The sequence below is a fragment of the Xanthomonas arboricola pv. populi genome (assembly GCF_002939945.1).
GTDB classification, from domain to species: domain Bacteria; phylum Pseudomonadota; class Gammaproteobacteria; order Xanthomonadales; family Xanthomonadaceae; genus Xanthomonas; species Xanthomonas arboricola_A.
Map to the genome: position 1 here is coordinate 142,301 of NZ_MDEB01000006.1, position 19,966 is coordinate 162,266.

Below are 19,966 nucleotides of genomic sequence, written 5' to 3' on the forward strand. Positions count from 1 at the left end.
CTCCCACACCCCGCGCCTTCGGCGCGCCCCCTGACTCAGGGGCTTTCCTCCAGAACGATTGCTGCCGCCGTCCCCGCTGCACGCGCGGGCGACGCCTGAAACACGAGTAGAAACCCATGTCCGCAACACCGCTTGAGCGCATCAAGATCCTGGAGCCGCGTCACCCGAACCGCTCCACCGCCATCATCAATGGCTCCACGTCCGGCATCCTCAACTGGAACGACATCCCGTACCCGTCCTTCTATCGGGCGTACAAGGAGCTGTCGACCAACTTCTGGATCCCCGACGAAGTGGACATGAAGGGCGACGCGCGCCAGTACAACGAGCTGTCGGCGCGCGAGAAGAACGCCTACGACTCGATCATCGGTTTGCTGGCCACGCTGGATTCGCCGCAGACGCGCTTCATCTACAACGTGGCCGAATACATCACCGACCCGGCCGCGCATGCCAATGCCGCCATCATCGGCCAGCAGGAAGTGATCCATAACGAGAGCTACAGTTACGTACTGGCCTCGATCACCGGCCTGGCCGATCAGAACCGCGTGTTCGAGATCGCGCGCACGCACCCGACCATCATCAAGCGCAATGCGCCGATCATGGGCGCCTACGAAGACTTCATGCGCGACAAGACGGCCGAAACGCTGATCCGCGCGCTGATCCAGTCCTCGATCCTGGAAGGCATCAACTTCTATTCCGGCTTCGCGTATTTCTACAATCTGGTCCGCCAGAACCGCATGACCGGCACCGGCAAGATCATCAGCTTCATCAACCGCGACGAGCTGGCCCACTCCAAGTTCATCAGCGAGCTGATTCGCGCCATCATCGGCGAGAACCAGGCGCTGCAGGGCGACCAGCTCACCGACTACGTGCACAAGGCCTTCGAGCACGCGATCGACCTGGAAACCCAGTGGACCGCCGAAGTGCTGGACGGCATCGACGGCATCGACGTGGACGAGATGATCCGCTACGTGAAGTACCGCGCCAACAAGATGGCCGGCATGCTGGGCATCGAGAAGCTGTACGAAGGCGCCAACGACAACGTGATGCCGTGGATCAAGGCCTACGCCGACAACTTCACCGAAACCAAGACCGACTTCTTCGAGATGCGCAATGCGTCGTACAAGAAGACCAACTCCGATAACGGCTTCGACGATCTGTGAGTAATCGGGAATCGGGAATCGCAACAGCCAGTCACACCATGCTCTTCCGATTCCCCATTCCCGACTCCCCATTCCCCGCCTAGATGAACATCCTGCTCGCACTGGCCTCGTTGAGCGGTAACACGCGTGATGTCGCGCGCAGTGTTGCACGGCGCTGCGAAGCCGCTGGGCATGCGGTGACCTGGGTGGAAACCGATCTGCAGACCCTGGCACAGGTGCCGCATGCGCCAGGACAGTACGAGCTGTTTCTGCTCGGTAGCTGGACCGACAACGGTGGCCGTACGCCGGCAGAGATGAAACGCTTCATCGTCGAGTTGGTCCAGACGCTGGGCAAGCCACCGCGGGTGGCGGTGTTCGGCACCGGCGAAACGCAGTGGGGCGAGGACTATTTTTGCGGTGCGGTGCATCGCATCGCCCAGTTCTTCGCCAGCCCGTTTCCGCGTTTGACCATCGAACAGATGCCCCACGGCCAGCGCGACGCGCAAGCCATCGCCGCCTGGACCGACGAGGTCCTGGCCCAATGCCAACACGATCCCCATGATGCACACCATTACCGTCACGTCGCCTGAGCACTACACCGCCACCCTGGCCGCGCATCCGCGCGCGCTGGTGGATTTCTACAAGGACAACTGCCCCGGCTGCCGCATGCTGGACATGTCGTTGGACAAGTTCGCCAACAGCGATGCCGCCGAGGGTGTGGCCTTGTTGAAGGTCAAGCTGGAAGTGGTGGGCGAGGAATTCTTCCGCGATCTCGGCCTGCGCCAGACCCCGACCCTGGCGCTTTACCGCGATGGCAACGAGGTGGCGCGCCTGCCGGGCTTCCAGTCGCCGGCGCAGGTGGAAACCGCGGTCAAGAGCAGCCTCTGAGCGATTGCGGGCGCGGCGCGCGCGCACGGCCAAGCGCTAGTGCGCATCGCGCTCTCGTAGGAGCGGACCCGGCCACGATAGCTGTCCAAGGTCGCCCTTACGCTTTCGCGACGTTCGCGACGTTCGCGACACCGACACCGTGGCGTGCGCATGGACGCGCACGTGCCTGGTCGTTTGCTTGCCAGTCGCACGCGGCAACGGCATGACCACCCCAGACAGCACGAATGCCCCGCATTGCGTAGCATCATCGCCTGCGCATCGCGTTGATCAGGCTATCGTTGTGCTTCCGACACGCGAAGCATGTCGAAAGCGTGCGTGCCACACATCGGCCTCGGCTGCGTTCCCTGCTCGCCGTTTGTCCCTCCTTAACTTGGATCCCACGATGTCAGACAGCTTGCAGACCCAGCCACCGATCGAAGCGCGCATGGCCGAGATCGTGTTTCCCAACCACACCAACCACATGGGCACGCTGTTCGGTGGCCAGGCGCTGGCGTGGATGGACAAGGCCGCGTTTCTGGCGGCATCGCGCTATGCGCGGCGTGCGGTGGTGACCGCGCGCTCGGACCAGGTGGATTTCAAGCTGCCGATCCGCCAGGGCCAGATGGTGGAAACCATCGCGCGGGTGGTGTCGGTGGGGCGCAGTTCGATCAAGGTGGAAGTGGAACTGATCGCCGAGGATCTGCTCAGCGGCGCACGCGAGCTGTGCACGCGCGGCCACTTCGTGATGATCGCGCTCGGCGACGACGGCAAGCCGACCACGGTGCCGCCGCTGTCCGTTACCGGCGCCTGACGGCGGTCATTCCTCGACCTCGCGGTCCTCGCGCTTGGTTTCCGCCATCGCCTCGGGCTCCAGCTCCTCGGCGCTGCGATTGAGTTTGACGAAGACGCCCCAGGCGATCAGCAACAGCGCCGCGCACAGGCCCACCGCCGCCGCATACGGCAGCTTGGCCGGGTCCTCGTGCATCAGCTCGAAGATCGACACCAGCGTCTCGATCGCCAGCGCAATCACGATCACCACGAAGAATCGCGACAGATAGCGCCGCACGCGCGTGGGGCCGCTGACCTTGACGTCGCGCAGGATCTCTTCCTCGAAGATGGTCTGGCCCAGTTCCAGCGTCACCAGCGCCACGGTGAGCAGACCGATCGCCTCCAGCACCACGTTGAAGCGGTCGCGCACCACCATGTCGCCGCCTGGGGTAAAGCCATGCCACAGCTCCAGCCCGGCCATCGCCACCAGACCCGCCGCGCACAGCACGAAAAACGCCAGGATCACGAAGTGACCGGCACGGAACAGGTGGCTGAGCAGTTTCATGATGACGACGGCGATGGAGGGATGCAGAGCATCGTGTGCGTGGCGTCGTGGCGGCGCGAAGGCTGCGCCGACCGGACGTGCCCTCATCCGGCGCTTTGCGCCACCTTCTCCCGCAGGCGGGAGAAGAGATCTGCGTGAGCAAGCGGCGCAGTGGCAAGGAGGTCGCTGTGGCGGCGCGAAGGCTGCGCCGACCGGACGTGCCCTCATCCGGCGCTTTGCGCCACCTTCTCCCGCACGCGGGAGAAGGGATCTGCGTGAGCAAGCGGCGCAGTGGCAAGGAGGTCGCTGTGGCGGTGCGAAGGCTGCGCCGACCGGACGTGCCCTCATCCGGCGCTTTGCGCCACCTTCTCCCGCAGGCGGGAGAAGGGATCTGCGTGAGCAAGCGGCGCAGTGGCGAGAAGTTTGCTCGCCCAATGACGCAGCGGTAGCTACCACTCCCTTCTCCCGCCTGCGGGGGAAGGTGCCCGAAGGGCGGATGGGGGCAATGCATGCGCAGCATGCGCACGGTCGCCCGCCATACCCATCAGCTCTGCCGCAACACCTGATACGCCAGCAGATGCACATTGGCGGCCATCAGCAGTGGCGCGTTGCGTCCGGTTTCGCGCACGCGCCTGAGCATGTCGCCAACGATCTGCGCCGCTTCCACTTCCTGGCCGGCTTCCAGGTCGCGCAGCATCGACGCCTTCAACGGCGAATCCACCTGCAACAAGGTCTGCAGCGCCTTGGCGCGCGCAGCTTCCGGAATCGGCTGGCCGGCCGCGTCGGCGGCCCACAGACATTCGTTGTACAAGCCGTTGATCAACGCGCGGCCGTCGTCGGTGGCGACGATCGCCCCAACCGGCGCGCGCATCAGGCAGGTGGCCGCGGCCAGCGCGGTGAGGAAGCTGTACTTGATCCACTGCTCCTGCGCGATCTGCTCGCTGGCCACATGATCGATGCCGGCCTGCGCGCAGGCAGCCGCAAACGCCTGCACCCGTGCCGAGGCGGCGCCGCCATCGCGCTCGCCAAAGGTCATCGCCGCCGGCTTGCCCAGGTGCAGGATCTGCCCGTGCTCGCCCTTGGTCGCGCTGATGAAGCACAGCCCGCCCAGCACGCGTGCCGCACCGAAACGTTCGTCCAGCGCAGGGTAATGACGCAGGCCGTTGAGGATCGGCAGCACCGTGGTGTGCTCGCCCACCGCCGGCGCAATCGCCTCGATCGCGCTCTCCAGGTCGTAGGCCTTGCAGCTGAGGATCACCAGATCGAACGGCCGCTGCGCCACCAGGGCCGGCAGGTCCTGCGCGGTGACATGCGCCACCGGCAGATCCGCATCGCCCAACAGACTGCGAATACGCAAGCCATCGGCCTGCAGCTGCGCCGCCCGCGCATCGCGCACCAGAAAGGTGACATCGACACCGGCCTGCGCCAGACGCCCGCCGAAATAGCCGCCGGTGCCGCCGGCACCGAGGATGAGGATATGCATCAAAATCTCCATTCAGCTTGATGGTTGGAGTGTGTCAGGGCAGGGTGTTAAGCTCCTGGCCGGATTGGGGATTCTCGGTCGGCATCAGGCTCTGGCGGAATCGCCGGGGCCTTTTGTTTTTTCACGGGTAGCACTTCAACCCGTAGCCGAGATAACGGCCAGTGGCATCCTTGTCCAGCTTCTGCTCGATGACATCCCATGCGCGATTGGGTTGGTCGGGGCGCAACTGCCGCATGCCGATGGGGCGCGCGACCAGATCAGCCAGCTGCAATCCGATCGCGTTGCTTTTCTTGTCGCAGATCACCGGATCGAATGGCAGTTCGAGACCAGAAAAGTTGTCGCCGCCACAGATCCGGCGAAATGCCAGCTCCAGGTCCTGATCCTCGTTATGCCCACGCGCCTCGCACAGGACATGCGTGGTCAATGGTGCGCCGCGTTGCGCGACCTGTCCCTGCTTGCTGAGCTTGTAGTACATCCGCTCAAGGCAAAAACGCATCGAGATTTCGTACGGATTTTCCCCGCGCTGGCGATCCTGAAGGCGACGTTTGTCGATGACAGCGGCAAAAATCGTCATCGGTGCGGAGGCCAATGCATCTGTCAGCGCATCGATGAACGCCTGTTTCTTCTCGCGATCACGCAACACCGAAAACGGCCCGATATCCCGGCGTATCTCGCGTTCATGCAATACAACGGCATCGTGCCCGAACGTCGCGAACTTGATCCGTTGCATCGCCGGTACCACTGCGGCCATGTAATCGCGTTTGCTGATCAGGCAGCAGGACAGTACGAACAACGGGAAGGCCGCATCGATGTTGGCCATCCCATGGTCACCGCTTTCATCGACGAACACGATGTAGTCGCTGAACGGCACTCTCAGCTCCGCAAACCCACGCCACGGCGCAGCAACCACAGCGCCAGTGCGCTGAGGACCGCGACAAAGCCCAGCATCAGCGTGTAGGCGACCCAGATCGGCACGTCCGAGCTGCCGAGCAGGCCATAGCGGAACGCGTTGACCATGTAGAAGATCGGATTGGCGTGGGTGGCCGCTTCGGCCCAGCCGGGTAGCAACTTGACAGAATAGAACACGCCGCCCAGATAGGTCAGCGGGGTCAGGATGAAGGTCGGCACGATCGCCACGTCGTCGAACTTCCTGGCATACACCGCATTGACGAAGCCGGCCAGCGAGAAAATGGTCGCGCCCAGCAACACGGTGGTCAGCGTGACCAGCGGATGCGGGATGCGCACCGGGGTGAAGAACATCGCGATGATCAGCACCAACGCGCCGACCATCACCCCGCGCAACACCGCGCCGGAGACGTAGCCCCACAGGATCACCCAGTTGGGCATCGGGCTGACCAGCAGCTCTTCCACGTGCCGGCCGAACTTGGCGCCGAAGAAGCTGGAGGAGATGTTGCCGTAGCTGTTCTGGATCACGCTCATCATCACCAGGCCCGGCACGATGAACTGCATGTACGAATAGCCGCCCATGTCACCCACGCGCGAGCCGATCAGCCCGCCGAAGATCAAAAAGTACAGCGTCATGGTGATGGCCGGCGGCACCAGGGTCTGGCCCCAGATGCGCAGGATGCGCTGCACTTCGCGGCGCACGATGGTGCCCAGCGCAATCCAGTTGCGGCGTGCGTTGGTGGGTTCGGTCACGGTGCGGATCTCGTTCATGGCTGGCCTCCGCTGCGCGGCTGCGCTGGCGGCGTGCCGTGAGGCACGACAGGCGTGGGTGCGGTGGCGGCTGCATCGGCCGGTGCCGGGGCGTCACCGGTCAGGCGCACGAACAGCTCTTCCAGCCGATTGCTCTTGGTGCGCATCGAGCGCACCCGGATGCCGGCGCTGCCGAGCGTGGCGAACACGCGGTTGAGGTCCATCGCGCGCGGCATGTCCAGGTCCAGCGTGTGGCCGTCGATGGCGGTGAGCGTGGTGCCTTCGATCACCGGCAGTTCGGCCGGCAGCTCGCCGTCGATATCGAACAGGAAGCCTTCCACGTCGAGCTTGGCCAGCAGCTCGCGCATCGGGCCCTGGGTGACGATCTGGCCATGGTTGATGATGGCCAGGTTGCGGCACAGGTGCTCGGCTTCTTCCAGGTAGTGCGTGGTCAGGATGATGGTGGTGCCGGCGGCGTTGATTTCCTTGAGCACGCGCCACATGTCGCGGCGGATCTCGATGTCCACGCCGGCGGTAGGCTCGTCCAGGATCAGCAGGCGCGGCTGGGTCATCATGGCGCGGGCGATCATCAGCCGGCGCTTCATGCCGCCGGACAGCGTGCGGCTCATCACCTGGGCCTTTTCCCACAGGTGCGAGCGGCGCAGCTCCGCTTCGGCCAGGCGCTCGGCCTCGGCGCGCGGCATGCCGTAGAAACCGGCGTAGTTGACCAGGATGTCGAAGGGTTTCTCGAACAGGTTGAAGTTGACCTCCTGCGGGACCAGGCCGATCAGGCGCATCGCATCGCTGCGCTGGCCGACCAGGTCGGTGCCGAACACTTCCACCTGGCCGGCGGACAGGTTCACCAGCGAGCTGATGATGCCGATCAGGGTGGATTTGCCGGCGCCATTGGGGCCGAGCAGGGCGAAGAAGTCGCCTGGCGCCACGTCCAGCGAGACGCCCTTGAGCGCCTGGGTGCCGTTGTCGTAGGTCTTGCGCAGATCGCACACACGCAGCGCGGGTGCGGTGATCGGAGATGGGGAATTCAAGGTGTTCCTTCGCGTCAGCGTGACGGCGCAGCGAGTTGCAGGCCGTTATTATAGAAGCCCGCGGGGGGCAAGCCCCGATCACAGACTGTCCTAAATACGTTCGTGCCCGTTCAATTCCCCCTCAAGCTTGTCGACCGGCGCATGATTGCGCCCACCGTGGCCCACTGCCAGTTCCTGCGTGACGACGGGCAGCCGCTGGATTTCCAGCCCGGGCAGTTCATCCAGATCCATTTCAGCGCCGCCGACGGCACGCCGAGCAAGCGCAGCTATTCGCTGGCGACCATCCACGACCATGCGTTCGGACCGGGCGAGGCGGTGGATATCGCGGTGAGCTTCGTGCCCGGCGGCTCGGCCACCGCGCTGTTCGAAGGCCTGCAGATCGGCGACCAGTTGCAGGCCAGCGGTCCCTACGGCCGTTTCTGCCTGCCGCCGGGCGACCACAACCGGCGCTATGTGCTGATCGCCACTGGCACCGGCGTCACCCCGTACCGCTCGATGCTGCCGCTGCTGGCCGAGGCGATCGCCACCCGCGGCGTGCAGGTGCTGCTGCTGCAGGGCGCACGTACGCCGGCCGAGCTGTTGTATGGCGACGACTTCCGCGCGTTTGCCGATGCGCATCCGCAGTTCCGCTATGTGCCGTGTTTCTCGCGCGCACTGCCCGAGCAGCCGCACGCCGATGTGCGGCAGGGGTACGTGCAGCAGCAACTGGCCGAGTTCGCGCCCGATGCGCAAGGCGATATCGCCTACCTGTGCGGCAACCCGGACATGGTGGACAGCTGCATCGAGGCGTTGAAGGCAGCCGGCCTGCCGAACGCGCAGATCCGCCGCGAGAAATACGTCAGCCCGGCACCGGCAAAGGCCTGAAGTCATCGGGCAGGCGCCGAGCTGGTCTTGCTCGGCACCGCTGATCGCGCCTGGTCCGCCTGCGCCCGGCGCGTTCAAGGCCCGTCACCGGCATCGCGATGCCCGCCGAACACGCGCCGGTATTGCGTCGGCGACAGCGCCAGTACGCGCCGGAAATGGTGCCTGAGCGTCTCGGCCGAGCCGAAGCCGCAGCGTGTTGCAATCTGTTCGATGTCGGCTCCCGAGGTTTCCAGCATCTCGCGCGCGCGGTTGAGGCGTTCGTTGGCCACCCATTTGCCCGGCGACATGCCGGTGGTGGCCTGGAACCGCCGTAGAAAGGTCCTGCGGCTCATGCCCGCCGCGGCGGCCAGCGACGCCACGCAGTGGTTGGCGGTGAGGTCCTGATTGATGCGATCGAGCAAGGGTCCAAGCCGGGTACTTTCATGCAGCGGCGGCACCGGCCGGTCGATGAACTGGGCTTGCCCGCCATCGCGATGGACCGGCATCACCAGGCGTTTGGCGACCTGATTGGCGATGGCCGGGCCGAAGTCGGCGCGGACGATATGCAGGCACAGATCGATCCCGGCGGCGCTGCCGGCGGAGGTGAGGATGTCGCCCTCGTCCACGTACAGCACGCCCGGCTCCACGGCGATCTGCGGGTAGCCGCTGGCCAGCACGTCGGCGTTGCGCCAATGCGTGGTGGCCCTGCGCCCCTGCAGCAGACCGGCCTGGGCAAGCACAAAGGCGCCGGCGCAGATCGAGACGATCCGGGTCTTGCGTTTATGCGCACGTTGCAGCGCCTTGATCAGTGCATCCGGTGCCGACGCTCTGGTATCTCTCCAGCTGGGAATGACGATGGTATGGGCGGCATCGAGCAGATCGAGTCCGCCATCCACTTCGATACGTAGGCCGCCCAACGCACGCAGCGGGCCGGGTTCGGCCGCGGCAATGGCAAACCGATACCAGCCCGGGCCCGCTTCCGGCCGCGGCAATCCGAAGATTTCAGTAGCGATTCCGAATTCGAACAGGCCGAGCTGGTCGTACGCGACCACCACCACCAACGGCGGCAACGCATCGCGACGCAGGCGTTTCTTCGAAGTTGGCATGAAATGCACGATAGATGGCATTGACGCCACTTTCACCCATCGCCTGCTGCTGCGCAACATGGCCCTGGTCCTGTCATACGAGCTCAGCCGTTGCCTGGCTCGTCCCCACGCTGGAGAGTGATCGGTGAGCAAGCCCCCTGTGCGCGACACCCTGTTCCTGGCCGAGACGGCGTTCGCCGTCGACGGCGATGGCCCGTTCTACTGTGGCGACTGCATCGCCATCGAAGGGCTGCTCAGCCTGTCCCCGTCCATTGCCGAGGGGCTGGACATCCGGCGTCTGGCCTTCCCGCGGCCCCGGCAGGCGTTGGTCGCGCTGCTGGGCGAGCCGTATCAATCGCTTCCGGTGCTGGTCCTGGCCGCCACTGCAGTGGACCACCCGGCCGGCAGCAAGCAGGCCGGGCAGTGTCGCGTGATCGACGACGAGGCGGCGATTCGCGCGTACCTGTCGCAGCGCTTCGCGGTTGCGCGGCAGCGCTGAGGCGAGCGCTGAGCCGGTCTTCCACAGTCCTCTCTGGAGAACGCACATGACGTACACGCAAGCCACGCTGCTGTCCTTGTCGATCACCGCCGCATTGAGCTGCATGGGAACGGCACGCGCGCAACAGGCCGGAACGGGACAAGCCACCAAGGCAACCACGTTGGACCAGGTGGTGGTGAGCGGGCGCCTGCGGTCGCTGGAACAATTCACCCCGACCGGCAGCCGGCTCAATCTGTCGGCGCGCGACACGCCGGGCACGCTGGATGCGATCAATGCCGCCGCGATCGACGCGCGCGGTTTACGCAGCGTGGAAAAGGCGGCCGAGAGCCTGCCGGGCGTGAACACCGGCGGCTCGCCGGGCAACCCGGCGACCTTCTCGATGCGGGGCTTCACCGATGGCCAGATCACCATCCTGCACAACGGCCTGTATCTGGGGCCGTCGAACATGACCAACCGGCCACAGAACAGCTTCAATCTGCAATCTGTCGAAGTCCTGAAAGGGCCGGCGTCGGTGATCTACGGCCAGGGCGCGGTGGGGGGCGCGGTGAACGTGACCAACAAGGCGCCGACCTTCGGTGCCGGCACGTACGAACTGCTGGCCGGGGCATCCAGCTACGGCGGCCGGGTCTGGGGTCTGGGCGCCGGAGGAGGGCTCAACGACAACTGGGCCTATCGCGCCGATATCAGTCGGGTGTCGTCCGATGGGTATGTGCATGGCGCCGCTTCCAGCGCGCTCAATGCCACCGTGTCGCTGCTCTGGCACCCGCGCCAGGACATCAGCGCGCAATTCTCGCTGGATTATGCAAAGGATCAGCCCTCGACCTATTTCGGCACGCCGCTGGTGCCGGCCACGGTGGCACGCGCTCCCCTCGACGGCATCCTGCGCGCGCCCAACGGCGATGTGGTCGATGGCGCCAACCGCCGCAACAACTACAACGTGGCCGACGCCAGCATCGACTCGCGTCAGCTCTGGCCGCAGGCCTACGTGAAGTGGAAACTTTCCGACGCCGTCACCTTGCAGAACATGGCCTATTACTTTCATGCCGATCGTCGCTGGCTGAACTCGGAAAGTTACGCCTACAACGCGCAGACGGGCCTGATCGATCGCGACCGGTTCTTCGTGTATCACGATCAGACGCTATGGGGGAATCAGACCAGTGCCACGTTCGACCAGCCCATCGCCGGAATGAAAAATCGCCTGGTGGTGGGCCTGGACTACAGTCGCCTGGAGTTCGTCAGGAACCGCGGTTTCCCCGATGGCGACAGCGTGGCGCTGGCTGCGCGAGGGCCGAGTGGCGCCTTCGGCGAGCGCGTGCGTCGGCGCAGCCCGACCACGTGGACCAACGCGGCGCTGTTCGTCGAAGACGCCCTGGATGTGACCGACAAGGCCAAACTGGTGCTCGGTGGGCGCTACGAGTCTCTCGAACTGGATCGCAAGAACTTCGGACCGGATGGGGAGTTTCAGGCGGCGTCGAGTTTTTCCAGAACCTATCGCCCCGCCAATGGACGTATCGGTCTGGTCTACGCGCTCACCCCGGCCATCACGCCGTACGCGTCCTACACCACCGCCACCGATCCGGCCGGCTCCAATATCTTCATCGTCAATGCGGGGCAGGATTTTGCGTTGAGCAAATCCCGGCAAGTGGAAGTGGGCCTCAAGGCCGCCACCCTGGACCAACGGCTCAGCGGCACCTTGGCGGTCTACGACATCAAGCGCAACAACATCCTGGCGCTGACCGCGCAGGATGCGCTCAGCAATATCGGGCAGCAAACCTCGCGCGGGTTCGAACTCAGCGTGGATGCGCAGCTGGCATCGCAGTGGAGCGCGAGCGCCAACTACGCCTACGTCGATGCCGAGTACGCGCAGTTCATCGACAGCACTACCGGCCTGGACGCCTCCGGCAATCGCCCGACCAACGTGCCCAGAGCGCTGTTCAATGCCTGGACCAGTGTGAGAAACGTGGCCGGCCTGCCGCTGGAGCTGGGCCTGTCGGTGCGACATGTCGGAACGCGCTACGGAAACCTGGCCAATACGCTGCGGCTGGAGTCGTACACCCTGACCAATGCGTATGCGACCTACGATCTGAGCTCGGAGGTCGCGTTGTCGCTGCACGCCGACAATCTGTTCGACACCGACTATGTGCAGTGGGCCGATGTGTTCTACCCGGGCCAGGTCATCCTGGGATTGCCCAGGACGCTGGAGCTGAGCCTGCATGCACGCTTCTGATCGGGCCGCGCGGCGCCGGCCGAAGATGTTCTGGCTGGTCTGGCTGCATCGCTGGACCGGCGTGGCGTTCTGCCTGATGTTCGCGGTGTGGTTCGCCAGCGGTCTGGTGCTGGCGTTCGTGCCGTTTCCTGCGTTGAGTCCCCAACAACGCTGGAGCGACGCCGAGCGGATCGACTTGTCCAGGCTGACGGTTGCGCCGGCGCAGGCACTGCGCAGCGTGCGCGATGCGACGGCAGTACGGCTGGTGTCGATCGGCGGGCGCCCCGCTTATGTCGTCGGCAGCGCGACTGCGACGGTTGCCGTCGATGGAATCGATGGACAGGTGCGTGGGTTGCTGAGTCCAGAGGCCGCCAACGCGATTGCCGCTGCCTTCGGCCATGCCAGGGTGCAGCGACTGGATGGCCCGCTGCAGGACGATCAATGGAGCGTGCATCAGAAGTTCGATCCGTGGCGGCCGTTCTATCGCGCAGCGCTGCAGGACGACCTGGGCACGGTGCTGTACGTCTCTGCGCGGACCGGCGAAGTGGTGCAGCGCACCCATGCCGGCGAACGGGCATGGAACTGGGTCGGGTCGGTTCCGCACTGGCTGTATTTCACCCAGTTGCGGCGCAGTTTCACCGCGTGGGATCGAACCGTCTGGTGGCTGGCGTTGGCGGCGTTGTGCAGTGCCGGCGCCGGCACGGTGCTGGGCGTATATCGCAGCTGGCAACGCGCGCATAGCCCCAAGCCTGCGTGGTCGGGCTTCCGCGGCTGGCTTCGCTGGCATCACGGGTTGGGCCTGGTCGCTGCAGTGTTCGTGCTGGGCTGGATCTTCAGCGGCTGGCTGTCGATGGATCACGGCAGGCTGTTTTCCAAGGGCATTCCGGATCCGGTCCAGGTCGCGCGTTATGCCGGCGCGCCCTTGCCGACGGTGCTGGCAGGCATCGATGCCGGTGCAGTGCGCTGCCTGTCCGGCGCCACCCAGATCGACTTCGCTGCGGTCGGCGGCCGTCCTGTTGCGGTGGGACGCGGCCCGGCCGGTCCATCGGTGAGCGAAGGCATGCCCGGGCGCATCACCGGCACCCGGCTGTCGCCCGATACGATCCGGCATGCGGCAGCGCGTGCCTGGATGCTGGATCGCGAGCCGACGGCACCAGGCAGTGCTGAAGCGCTGTACCGCCAGGCCGACGCGATTGCCGCCGATGCGCTACGGCTGACGGTGGCAGCGCCCGCGCGCACCGCGCTGTACTTCGACCCCGCCAGCGGTGCGCCGTTGCTGGCGCTGGATGCCAGTCGCCGCGCGTATGCCTGGCTGTATCTGGCCATCCATACCACCAACTTTCCGCTGCTGCAGTCGCATCCTGTGATCAGGCGCATCGTGCAACTCGGGCCGCTGCTGCTCGGGCTGGCCTTCTCGCTGACCGGCGTGGTGCTCGGAGCAAGACGATTGATGCGCAGCGTGGCCGGCAAAACGTCGCGATGACCGGGCGGATGGCGCGCAGGAGCCGGAACGTACACATGCGACATGCCGACTCCACGCATTGGCAGCGCCGGCCTGACGATGCGCGCAGTGGCGCTTGGCCGTGCGCAAGATCGAGCCGACGGCCAGGTCCTGATGCCCGTATCGCCGGCTTCCGCACTGAGCACCGCAGGCCGAAGAATGCAGCGCGCTGCCAAACGCTATGCCGCAGCACGCGCCGCTGGCGGGCGCCGCAACTCGACGGTGATGTGCACCAGTTCTTCGTGGATCTGCAAGGCAGCGCGGACCAGGTCCGCATCGATGTCGGCCGCAGTGATCAGACTGACGACGCAGGCATAACGATCGCTGGCTACACGCCAGACATGCAGGTCGTCGATGTCGATGGCATGCGGCAGCTCGGCGATGACCTGCTTCACTTCTTCCACCACCGGCGCATCCATCTCCGCATCCAGCAGCACGCGGCCGGTACTGCGCAGCAGTCCCCACGCCCACACGGTGACCAGCACCGCGCCGACGATGCCCATGATCGGATCCAGCCAGGTCACGCCCCAGTACATGCCGGCGAGCAGCGCGACAATCGCCAGGACCGAGGTCGCGGCATCGGCCACCACGTGCAGATATGCGGCGCGCAGGTTGAGATCGGCATGCCCATCGTGGTGATGACCATGACCATGACCATGACCATGACTGTCATGCGCGTGGTCGTGACCGTGGTGATGGCCATGCGCATGGCCATGCGAGTCGCGCAACCACCACGCGCAGATCAGGTTGACCAGCAAGCCGACGACGGCGATGACGGTGGCTTCCTGGTACTGGATGGGCTTGGGCGAGAACAGCCGTTCCACCGATTGGAACGCCATCAGGCCGGCAACGCCCAGCAGCAGAATCGCGCTGGTGTAGCCCCCGAGCACTTCGACTTTCCAGGTGCCGAAGCTGAAACGCAGGTCGTTGGCATTGCGCCGCGCGAAGCGGTAGGCGAACAACGCCAGGCCCAGCGCCAGCGCGTGCGAGCTCATATGCCAGCCATCGGCGAGCAAGGCCATGGAGTTGAGCGTCCAGCCGCCGACGATCTCCACCACCATCATGACCACGGTCAGGATGACGGCCTTGCGGGTGCTGCGCTCGGCGAGCGGGTTGGCGCTGGCGAAGGTGTGCGACTGCGCGCAGTGCGGCGCGGCGTGCGTGATCGACATCGGAAGGGGCTCTGGCTACGATACCCCCCTATGGTATCTCAGATACCCCCAGGGGGTATATGGCAATGGCACATCTGAATCAGGACAAATCCAAACTGCTCGCCCGCGTGCGCAGGATCCGTGGACAAGTAGAGGGGCTGGAGAAAGCGCTGGCGCAGGACGTGGACTGCACCGCGTTGCTGACGCAGGTAGCGGCGTTTCGTGGCGCTGCGCAGGGCTTGATGGTCGAGCTGCTCAGCGAGCATCTGAAGCACCACGTCGCAGCACCGGAGGCGCTGGGCGAGCGTGAGCTGGCGGTCGACGACATCGCCGCCATTCTCAAGACGTATCTCAAGTAAGAGCGGCCATCAAAACGACTGCGCTCACCGCAAGGTGGGCGCGGCCGGTGTCCGGAATCGGCATGTACCACGCCTGCACTACGGCTCCTCCGCGCCGTCCGCACTCAATGGGTGAGGGTGCGGACGAAATCGATATCCAGCTCGGGCCCAGCGCCGCGGACCGGGGGTACTTGCATCTTGCTGCCGCCACCGTTGCGTGGCGATGGGGAGGGATTGCACACGATCGAATGTGTAAAGGGTGCTTGACAGATGGTCGTGCCAGGCGCATCGTGCCTGTCAAGTTGACTTGACAGGCGAAAGGAATGCGTCGGCAGCATCGGCAATGGGATTGCACACCGGCGTGGTCGGCGCAGTGGCCGATGCGCAGCGATGCCCGGATCGGGGACATTGGCCTGCCATCGTGTGCATTGGCGCGCGCGAGTCGCTGCGCATGACCCGCTGCAATCGCAACGCGTTGATAGCGCTCTGCCTGGGCACGGGCCTGCTCGCCGTTGGCGCGCTCTGCCATTGGCGGCGGCTGCCGCTGAGTGCTCACCTCGCCGGGCTGTGTGCCGGCGTGGGTGTGTCCTGCATGATGCTGGCGCTGCTGCGCTGGCTGTCGCGCGGCAGCCTGCGCGACAGCACGCGGCCGCTGCTGGCGCGGCGCTATCACCGATGCAGCGACGCATCGAACTGGAGTCGATCGCCGTTGCCGCCGGCCTGGTCAGCGGCGCGTATATGACCGGTGGACTTCTGCAGGCCGCCGAGCTGATCGACATCCTCGCGATGGTGGCGATGTTGTGGGTGTTTCCGATGTTGTGCGCCATCTACGGCGTCACCAGAAGCATCAATGCCCGACGGTTCGAATGAATAGCCGGGTGCGCGAACTGCGCGAGGCCAACGGCTGGTCGCAAGGCGAGCTGGGCGAACGCTTGGGAGTGTCGCGGCAGACCATCAATGCGCTGGAGACCGGCAAGTACGATCCCAGTCTGCCATTGGCGTTCCGCATCGCGCGCTTGTTCGGGGAATCGATCGAGCACGTTTTTCTTTATGAAGACGGGCAATAGTCGCACCGGTCACACCCGACCGGCTGCGGTGTCAGGGGATAGGGAATACCAGGAGAGATGGTGGACATGGTGAAGCAACCCACAGTGGTGGCGGCATTGCTGATTGCGATGCTGGCTGCCGGATGTCAGCGTGCAGACAAGCCTGCCGAAAACGCCGCTGCCGTAACCAAGGCTGGCGCCACTGCGCCCAGTACCGCGCAGTCACGTGCAGCGAAGACGCAGACCGGCACCGTTGCCGGCAATCGCTACGGCACATTGCAATTTGCACCGTGCACGCTGAGTTCCGGCAGCGCGGCCGGCAATATCGAAGCGCAGTGCGCCAGCCTGCGCGTACCGGAAAACCCGGCCGCGCCGACAGGGCGCAGCATCGACTTGAAGATCGCCTGGCTGGAAAGCGATGCCGGCGCGGGCAGCACGCCGGATCCGGTGTTCTTCATCGCCGGTGGGCCGGGGCAGTCGGCGACCGAGGTTGCCGTCATCGCCGCGGCTGCCTTGCGCGAAGTGCGCAAAAAGCGCGACATCTTTCTGGTCGATCAACGCGGCACCGGGGGATCGCACCCACTGCGGTGCGAGACTGCCGATGGCAAGCCGTTGCAGGCCGGCATGGCGTCCAGTCCGGAAGCATTGATGGCCTATGCCCGGCAGTGCGCCGAGGGCTTGCAAGGCCGTGCCGACCCGCGCTACTACACCACCGCCGAAGCCATCGGCGATCTGGATGCCGTCAGAGCCGCTCTGGGTGTGCCACGCATCGATCTGGTCGGTGTGTCTTACGGCACGCGCGTGGCGCAGCACTATGCCAAACGCTATCCCGCACAGACGCGTGCCATCGTGCTCGATGGCGTTGCGCCCAGCGATCTGGTGATCAGCGGCGAGTTTGCACGCACCTTCGAAGACGCACTGATCCTGCAGTCCGAACAATGCCGTGCCATCGCCGCTTGTCGCGCGCGCTTTCCCACCGATGTGCGCACGCAGCTGCGCACCGTCATGGACCGGTTGAAGGCCGAATCGCCGGAGGTGGAGTATCGCGATCTGCGCACCAACGCCATCAAGCGCGACCGGGTGACCGCCGACGCGGTGATCGGTCTGGCCTTTACGTTCTCCTACGCACCGCAGAGTGCTGCCCTGCTGCCGCTGGTGCTGGATGAAGCCGCCGCAGGTCGCTACGCGCCGTTGATGGCGTTGTCGCACATGGACATGCAGATCAACCAGCCCATGCAATGGTCGGTGGTGTGCGCCGAAGATGCCGACCGCTATCGTCCGGCACCCGAACATCAGTCACTGCTGCTGGGCGAGGATGTCCCACGCAGCGTCTTTGCCGCATGCCCTGTGTGGCCCACCGGCAAGCGTGCCGCAGACTTCACCGCGCCACTGCGCTCGCAGGTTCCGGCCTTGCTGTTGTCCGGTCAGCTGGATCCGGTCACGCCGCCACGCTATGCCGACACCGTGCTCAAGGGACTGCCCAATGGACGGCATCTGGTTGCGCCCGGCCAGGGACACAGTGTCATGGCGCTGGGCTGCATGCCCAAACTGATGGCGCAGTTCATGGAAACCGCCAACGCCGGTGCGCTGGACGCGCACTGCGTTGCCGATCTCAACAACGTGCCCGCGTTTACCTCGTTCAATGGATGGGAACCATGAGCCGCACCGACCACGCCACGGAGGCGCACGCATGATCGTCGTCGACAACCTGCACAAATCGTTCAAGACCAAGACCGGGCTGGTGAAGGCGGTCGATGGGGTCAGCTTCAGTGCTGCCGATGGCCAGATCACCGGCCTGCTCGGCCCCAACGGCGCCGGCAAGACCACCACCTTGCGTATGCTCTACACGCTGATGTCGCCGGACCAGGGCAGCGTCAGCGTCGATGGCGTGGATGCCGCCCGCGACCCGGTGAGGGTGCGACGCGCGCTGGGCGTGTTGCCGGATGCGCGCGGCGTCTACAAGCGGCTGACCGCGCGCGAGAACATCGCCTATTTCGGTGAGCTGCACGGGTTGTCGCGCACTCGGATCGCCGAGCGCACGCGCCTGCTGTCGGCAGCGTTGGACATGGACGACATTCTCGATCGCCAGACCGAAGGCTTCAGCCAGGGCCAGCGCACCAAGACCGCGATTGCGCGTGCGCTGGTGCACGACCCGCGCAACGTCATCCTCGACGAGCCCACCAACGGGCTGGATGTGATGACCACGCGCGCCATGCGCGGCTTTCTGCAGCAACTGCGGGCCGAGGGCCGCTGCGTGATTTTTTCCAGCCACATCATGCAGGAGGTGGCGGCGCTGTGCGATCGCATCGTCATCGTCGCCAAGGGCACCGTGGTGGCTTGCGGCAGCGCCGACGAAGTGCGCGCCGCCACCGGTGAAGACAATCTGGAAGACGCCTTCGTCAAGGCGATCGGCTCGGACGAGGGGCTGCACGCATGAGCACCACATTATCGTTGTCCACGCTGTGGACGGTGCTGCGCAGGGAATTGCGCGACATCGGCCGCGATCGCCGCACGCTGGCGCTGGCCTTGCTGCTGTCGCCCTTGCTGTATCCGATCCTGATCCTTGGCATGGGCGCATTGAGCGAAAGCCGCGTGCGTACGCAGATCGACAAGCCGTTGGAGATCCCCATGCTCGGCCGCGAGAACGCGCCCAATCTGGTGCGCTTTCTGGCCGCGCAGGGGCTCAATGCGGTCGATGCGCCGGCCGATCTGACCGCCGCAATCCGCAATCAGGATGTGGATGTGGCACTACGCATCAGCGCCAGCTACGCCGACGATTGGCGCGCCGGGCGCCCGGCCCTGGTGGAGGTGATCAAGGACAGCACGCGGCGCGAGGCCGATGTGCCGAGCCTGCGCCTGCAGGCTGCGCTCAGCAGCTATAGCCAGCAGGTCGGCGCACTGCGGCTGCTGGCGCGCGGCATCGATGCGCAGGTGGGCAGGCCGCTGGAAATCGCCGCGCAGGATCTGGCCACCGCCGACGCCAAGCGCGGGCAGATGATGGCGATGCTGCTGCCGGTGCTGCTGGTGATCACCTCGTTCCTGGGTGGCGCCTCGTTGATTCTGGATGCCACCGCCGGCGAGCGCGAACGCCAGTCGCTGGAACCCTTGCTGGCCACGCCGGCGCCGCGCAGTGCCATCGTCAGCGGCAAGATCGCCGCCGCCTGCGTGGTCGGCATGGTGTCGTTGCTGCTGACCCTGCTGGCCTTCAAGTTGAGTGCGCAGCTGTCCACCTCGAACCTGGGGCGCCAGCTCAACGTCGGCGTCGTGCCGATGCTGCAGATGCTGTTCATCCTGGTGCCGATGCTGTTCATCGGCACCTCGCTGCTGACCTATCTGGCCGCCGCCGCCAAGAGCATGAAAGAAGCGCAGGCGCATATGACCTGGCTGTTGCTGCTGCCGATGCTGCCGGGCTATGCGCTGATGGCGTATCCGTTGAAGACGCAGCTGTGGCATTTCGCGGTGCCGTTTCTGGCGCAGAACCAGATGCTGCTCAAGGTGATCCGCCATGAGCAGATCAACGCGCAGACCTGGGCGGTGTATCTGCTGGCGGGCTTCGGTGTGGCGGCGGTGCTGTGGTACGCGGCGGTGCGGCGCTATCACCAGGAGCGGCTGGCGATTTCCGGATGATGTCCCTTCTCCCACCGGGAAAAGGGGGCGCGTAGCGCCGGATGAGGGTGCGGATTGCCAGTACGAATGCACGGTTACTGTTGGCGATGTTGGTCGCGAATGGTTGAATGTGGCTGTTGTCTATGACGTTCGTGATGTTCACTTCGGTGGTCGTACCCTCACCCCAA

General features: G+C 65.3%; 20 protein-coding genes and 1 pseudogene. 14 read left to right on the plus strand and 7 right to left on the minus strand.

Going from position 1 to position 19,966, the window contains the following annotated elements:
* Positions 1–116: 116 nt before the first annotated feature.
* The 4 genes from XaplCFBP3123_RS15935 (at position 117) to XaplCFBP3123_RS15950 (ending at position 2,817) form a co-directional block, all read left to right on the plus strand.
* Positions 117–1,160: a ribonucleotide-diphosphate reductase subunit beta gene (locus XaplCFBP3123_RS15935; RefSeq protein WP_104534914.1), complete on the plus strand. Its 1,044-nt coding sequence runs from the start codon at positions 117–119 to the stop codon at positions 1,158–1,160.
* Between the two features lie 83 nt (positions 1,161–1,243).
* Complete coding sequence (locus XaplCFBP3123_RS15940; RefSeq protein ID WP_104534915.1) at positions 1,244–1,729, plus strand: flavodoxin; 486 nt, start codon at positions 1,244–1,246, stop codon at positions 1,727–1,729.
* Positions 1,701–2,027, plus strand: coding sequence for a thioredoxin family protein (locus XaplCFBP3123_RS15945; RefSeq protein WP_104534916.1), 327 nt, complete (start codon positions 1,701–1,703; stop codon positions 2,025–2,027). Before XaplCFBP3123_RS15940 ends, XaplCFBP3123_RS15945 begins: the two co-directional genes overlap by 29 nt.
* Positions 2,028–2,409: 382 nt before the next feature.
* Positions 2,410–2,817 (plus strand): acyl-CoA thioesterase, encoded by a 408-nt coding sequence (locus XaplCFBP3123_RS15950; protein ID WP_104534917.1) that lies wholly within the window; start codon positions 2,410–2,412, stop codon positions 2,815–2,817.
* A 6-nt stretch (positions 2,818–2,823) separates the two neighbouring features.
* Here the strand turns inward: XaplCFBP3123_RS15950 and XaplCFBP3123_RS15955 are convergent, their stop codons facing one another.
* The 5 genes from XaplCFBP3123_RS15955 to XaplCFBP3123_RS15975 form a co-directional block, all read right to left on the minus strand.
* Complete coding sequence (locus XaplCFBP3123_RS15955) at positions 2,824–3,339, minus strand: hypothetical protein (RefSeq protein WP_104534918.1); 516 nt, start codon at positions 3,337–3,339, stop codon at positions 2,824–2,826.
* A gap of 523 nt (positions 3,340–3,862) precedes the next feature.
* Positions 3,863–4,801, minus strand: a complete 939-nt coding sequence (gene panE, locus XaplCFBP3123_RS15960; RefSeq protein WP_104535036.1) for a 2-dehydropantoate 2-reductase — start codon at positions 4,799–4,801, stop codon at positions 3,863–3,865.
* 121 nt (positions 4,802–4,922) lie between these two features.
* Positions 4,923–5,672, minus strand: a complete 750-nt coding sequence (locus tag XaplCFBP3123_RS15965; RefSeq protein ID WP_172453311.1) for a DUF3800 domain-containing protein — start codon at positions 5,670–5,672, stop codon at positions 4,923–4,925.
* 2 nt (positions 5,673–5,674) lie between these two features.
* Positions 5,675–6,478, minus strand: coding sequence for an ABC transporter permease (locus XaplCFBP3123_RS15970; protein WP_104534920.1), 804 nt, complete (start codon positions 6,476–6,478; stop codon positions 5,675–5,677).
* On the minus strand, positions 6,475–7,503 hold the full coding sequence (locus tag XaplCFBP3123_RS15975) for an ABC transporter ATP-binding protein (RefSeq protein ID WP_253254222.1): 1,029 nt from the start codon (positions 7,501–7,503) through the stop codon (positions 6,475–6,477). The genes XaplCFBP3123_RS15970 and XaplCFBP3123_RS15975 overlap by 4 nt, the downstream gene beginning before the upstream one ends.
* Before the next feature lie 141 nt (positions 7,504–7,644).
* Between XaplCFBP3123_RS15975 and XaplCFBP3123_RS15980 the strand changes: the two genes are divergently transcribed.
* Positions 7,645–8,367 carry a ferredoxin--NADP reductase gene (locus XaplCFBP3123_RS15980; RefSeq protein ID WP_253254223.1) on the plus strand — a complete coding sequence of 241 codons (723 nt, stop codon included), beginning with the start codon at positions 7,645–7,647 and terminating at the stop codon, positions 8,365–8,367.
* A 74-nt stretch (positions 8,368–8,441) separates the two neighbouring features.
* Here the strand turns inward: XaplCFBP3123_RS15980 and ftrA are convergent, their stop codons facing one another.
* The gene (gene ftrA, locus XaplCFBP3123_RS15985; protein ID WP_104534923.1) at positions 8,442–9,452 is read right to left on the minus strand and encodes a transcriptional regulator FtrA; all 1,011 of its coding nucleotides are present in this window, start codon (positions 9,450–9,452) and stop codon (positions 8,442–8,444) included.
* Between the two features lie 124 nt (positions 9,453–9,576).
* On the opposite strand from ftrA, the gene XaplCFBP3123_RS15990 reads away from it, so the two are divergent.
* From XaplCFBP3123_RS15990 to XaplCFBP3123_RS16000, 3 genes are read left to right on the plus strand one after another with little or no spacing between them, the layout of a single operon-like run.
* Positions 9,577–9,930, plus strand: a complete 354-nt coding sequence (locus XaplCFBP3123_RS15990; RefSeq protein WP_104534924.1) for a DUF3088 family protein — start codon at positions 9,577–9,579, stop codon at positions 9,928–9,930.
* A 46-nt stretch (positions 9,931–9,976) separates the two neighbouring features.
* Positions 9,977–12,157, plus strand: a complete 2,181-nt coding sequence (locus tag XaplCFBP3123_RS15995) for a TonB-dependent receptor (protein WP_104534925.1) — start codon at positions 9,977–9,979, stop codon at positions 12,155–12,157.
* 25 nt (positions 12,158–12,182) lie between these two features.
* On the plus strand, positions 12,183–13,619 hold the full coding sequence (locus tag XaplCFBP3123_RS16000) for a PepSY domain-containing protein (RefSeq protein WP_104534926.1): 1,437 nt from the start codon (positions 12,183–12,185) through the stop codon (positions 13,617–13,619).
* Between the two features lie 197 nt (positions 13,620–13,816).
* On the opposite strand, the gene dmeF is transcribed toward XaplCFBP3123_RS16000, so the two are convergent.
* Positions 13,817–14,809, minus strand: coding sequence for a CDF family Co(II)/Ni(II) efflux transporter DmeF (dmeF, locus tag XaplCFBP3123_RS16005; RefSeq protein ID WP_104534927.1), 993 nt, complete (start codon positions 14,807–14,809; stop codon positions 13,817–13,819).
* A gap of 65 nt (positions 14,810–14,874) precedes the next feature.
* Between dmeF and XaplCFBP3123_RS16010 the strand changes: the two genes are divergently transcribed.
* The 6 genes and pseudogenes from XaplCFBP3123_RS16010 (at position 14,875) to XaplCFBP3123_RS16040 (ending at position 19,799) form a co-directional block, all read left to right on the plus strand.
* Positions 14,875–15,147 carry a metal/formaldehyde-sensitive transcriptional repressor gene (locus XaplCFBP3123_RS16010; RefSeq protein WP_104534928.1) on the plus strand — a complete coding sequence of 91 codons (273 nt, stop codon included), beginning with the start codon at positions 14,875–14,877 and terminating at the stop codon, positions 15,145–15,147.
* A gap of 328 nt (positions 15,148–15,475) precedes the next feature.
* Positions 15,476–15,996, plus strand: a pseudogene (locus XaplCFBP3123_RS16020) (hypothetical protein).
* On the plus strand, positions 15,993–16,193 hold the full coding sequence (locus XaplCFBP3123_RS16025; RefSeq protein ID WP_008575151.1) for a helix-turn-helix transcriptional regulator: 201 nt from the start codon (positions 15,993–15,995) through the stop codon (positions 16,191–16,193). Before XaplCFBP3123_RS16020 ends, XaplCFBP3123_RS16025 begins: the two are co-directional and overlap by 4 nt.
* 60 nt (positions 16,194–16,253) lie before the next feature.
* A complete protein-coding gene (locus tag XaplCFBP3123_RS16030; RefSeq protein WP_172453312.1) occupies positions 16,254–17,831 on the plus strand; it encodes an alpha/beta hydrolase in 1,578 nt (525 codons plus the stop codon).
* Positions 17,832–17,862: 31 nt separating this feature from the next.
* Positions 17,863–18,609, plus strand: a complete 747-nt coding sequence (locus XaplCFBP3123_RS16035) for an ATP-binding cassette domain-containing protein (protein WP_104534930.1) — start codon at positions 17,863–17,865, stop codon at positions 18,607–18,609.
* Complete coding sequence (locus tag XaplCFBP3123_RS16040) at positions 18,606–19,799, plus strand: ABC transporter permease (RefSeq protein ID WP_104534931.1); 1,194 nt, start codon at positions 18,606–18,608, stop codon at positions 19,797–19,799. Before XaplCFBP3123_RS16035 ends, XaplCFBP3123_RS16040 begins: the two co-directional genes overlap by 4 nt.
* Positions 19,800–19,966 lie beyond the last annotated feature (167 nt).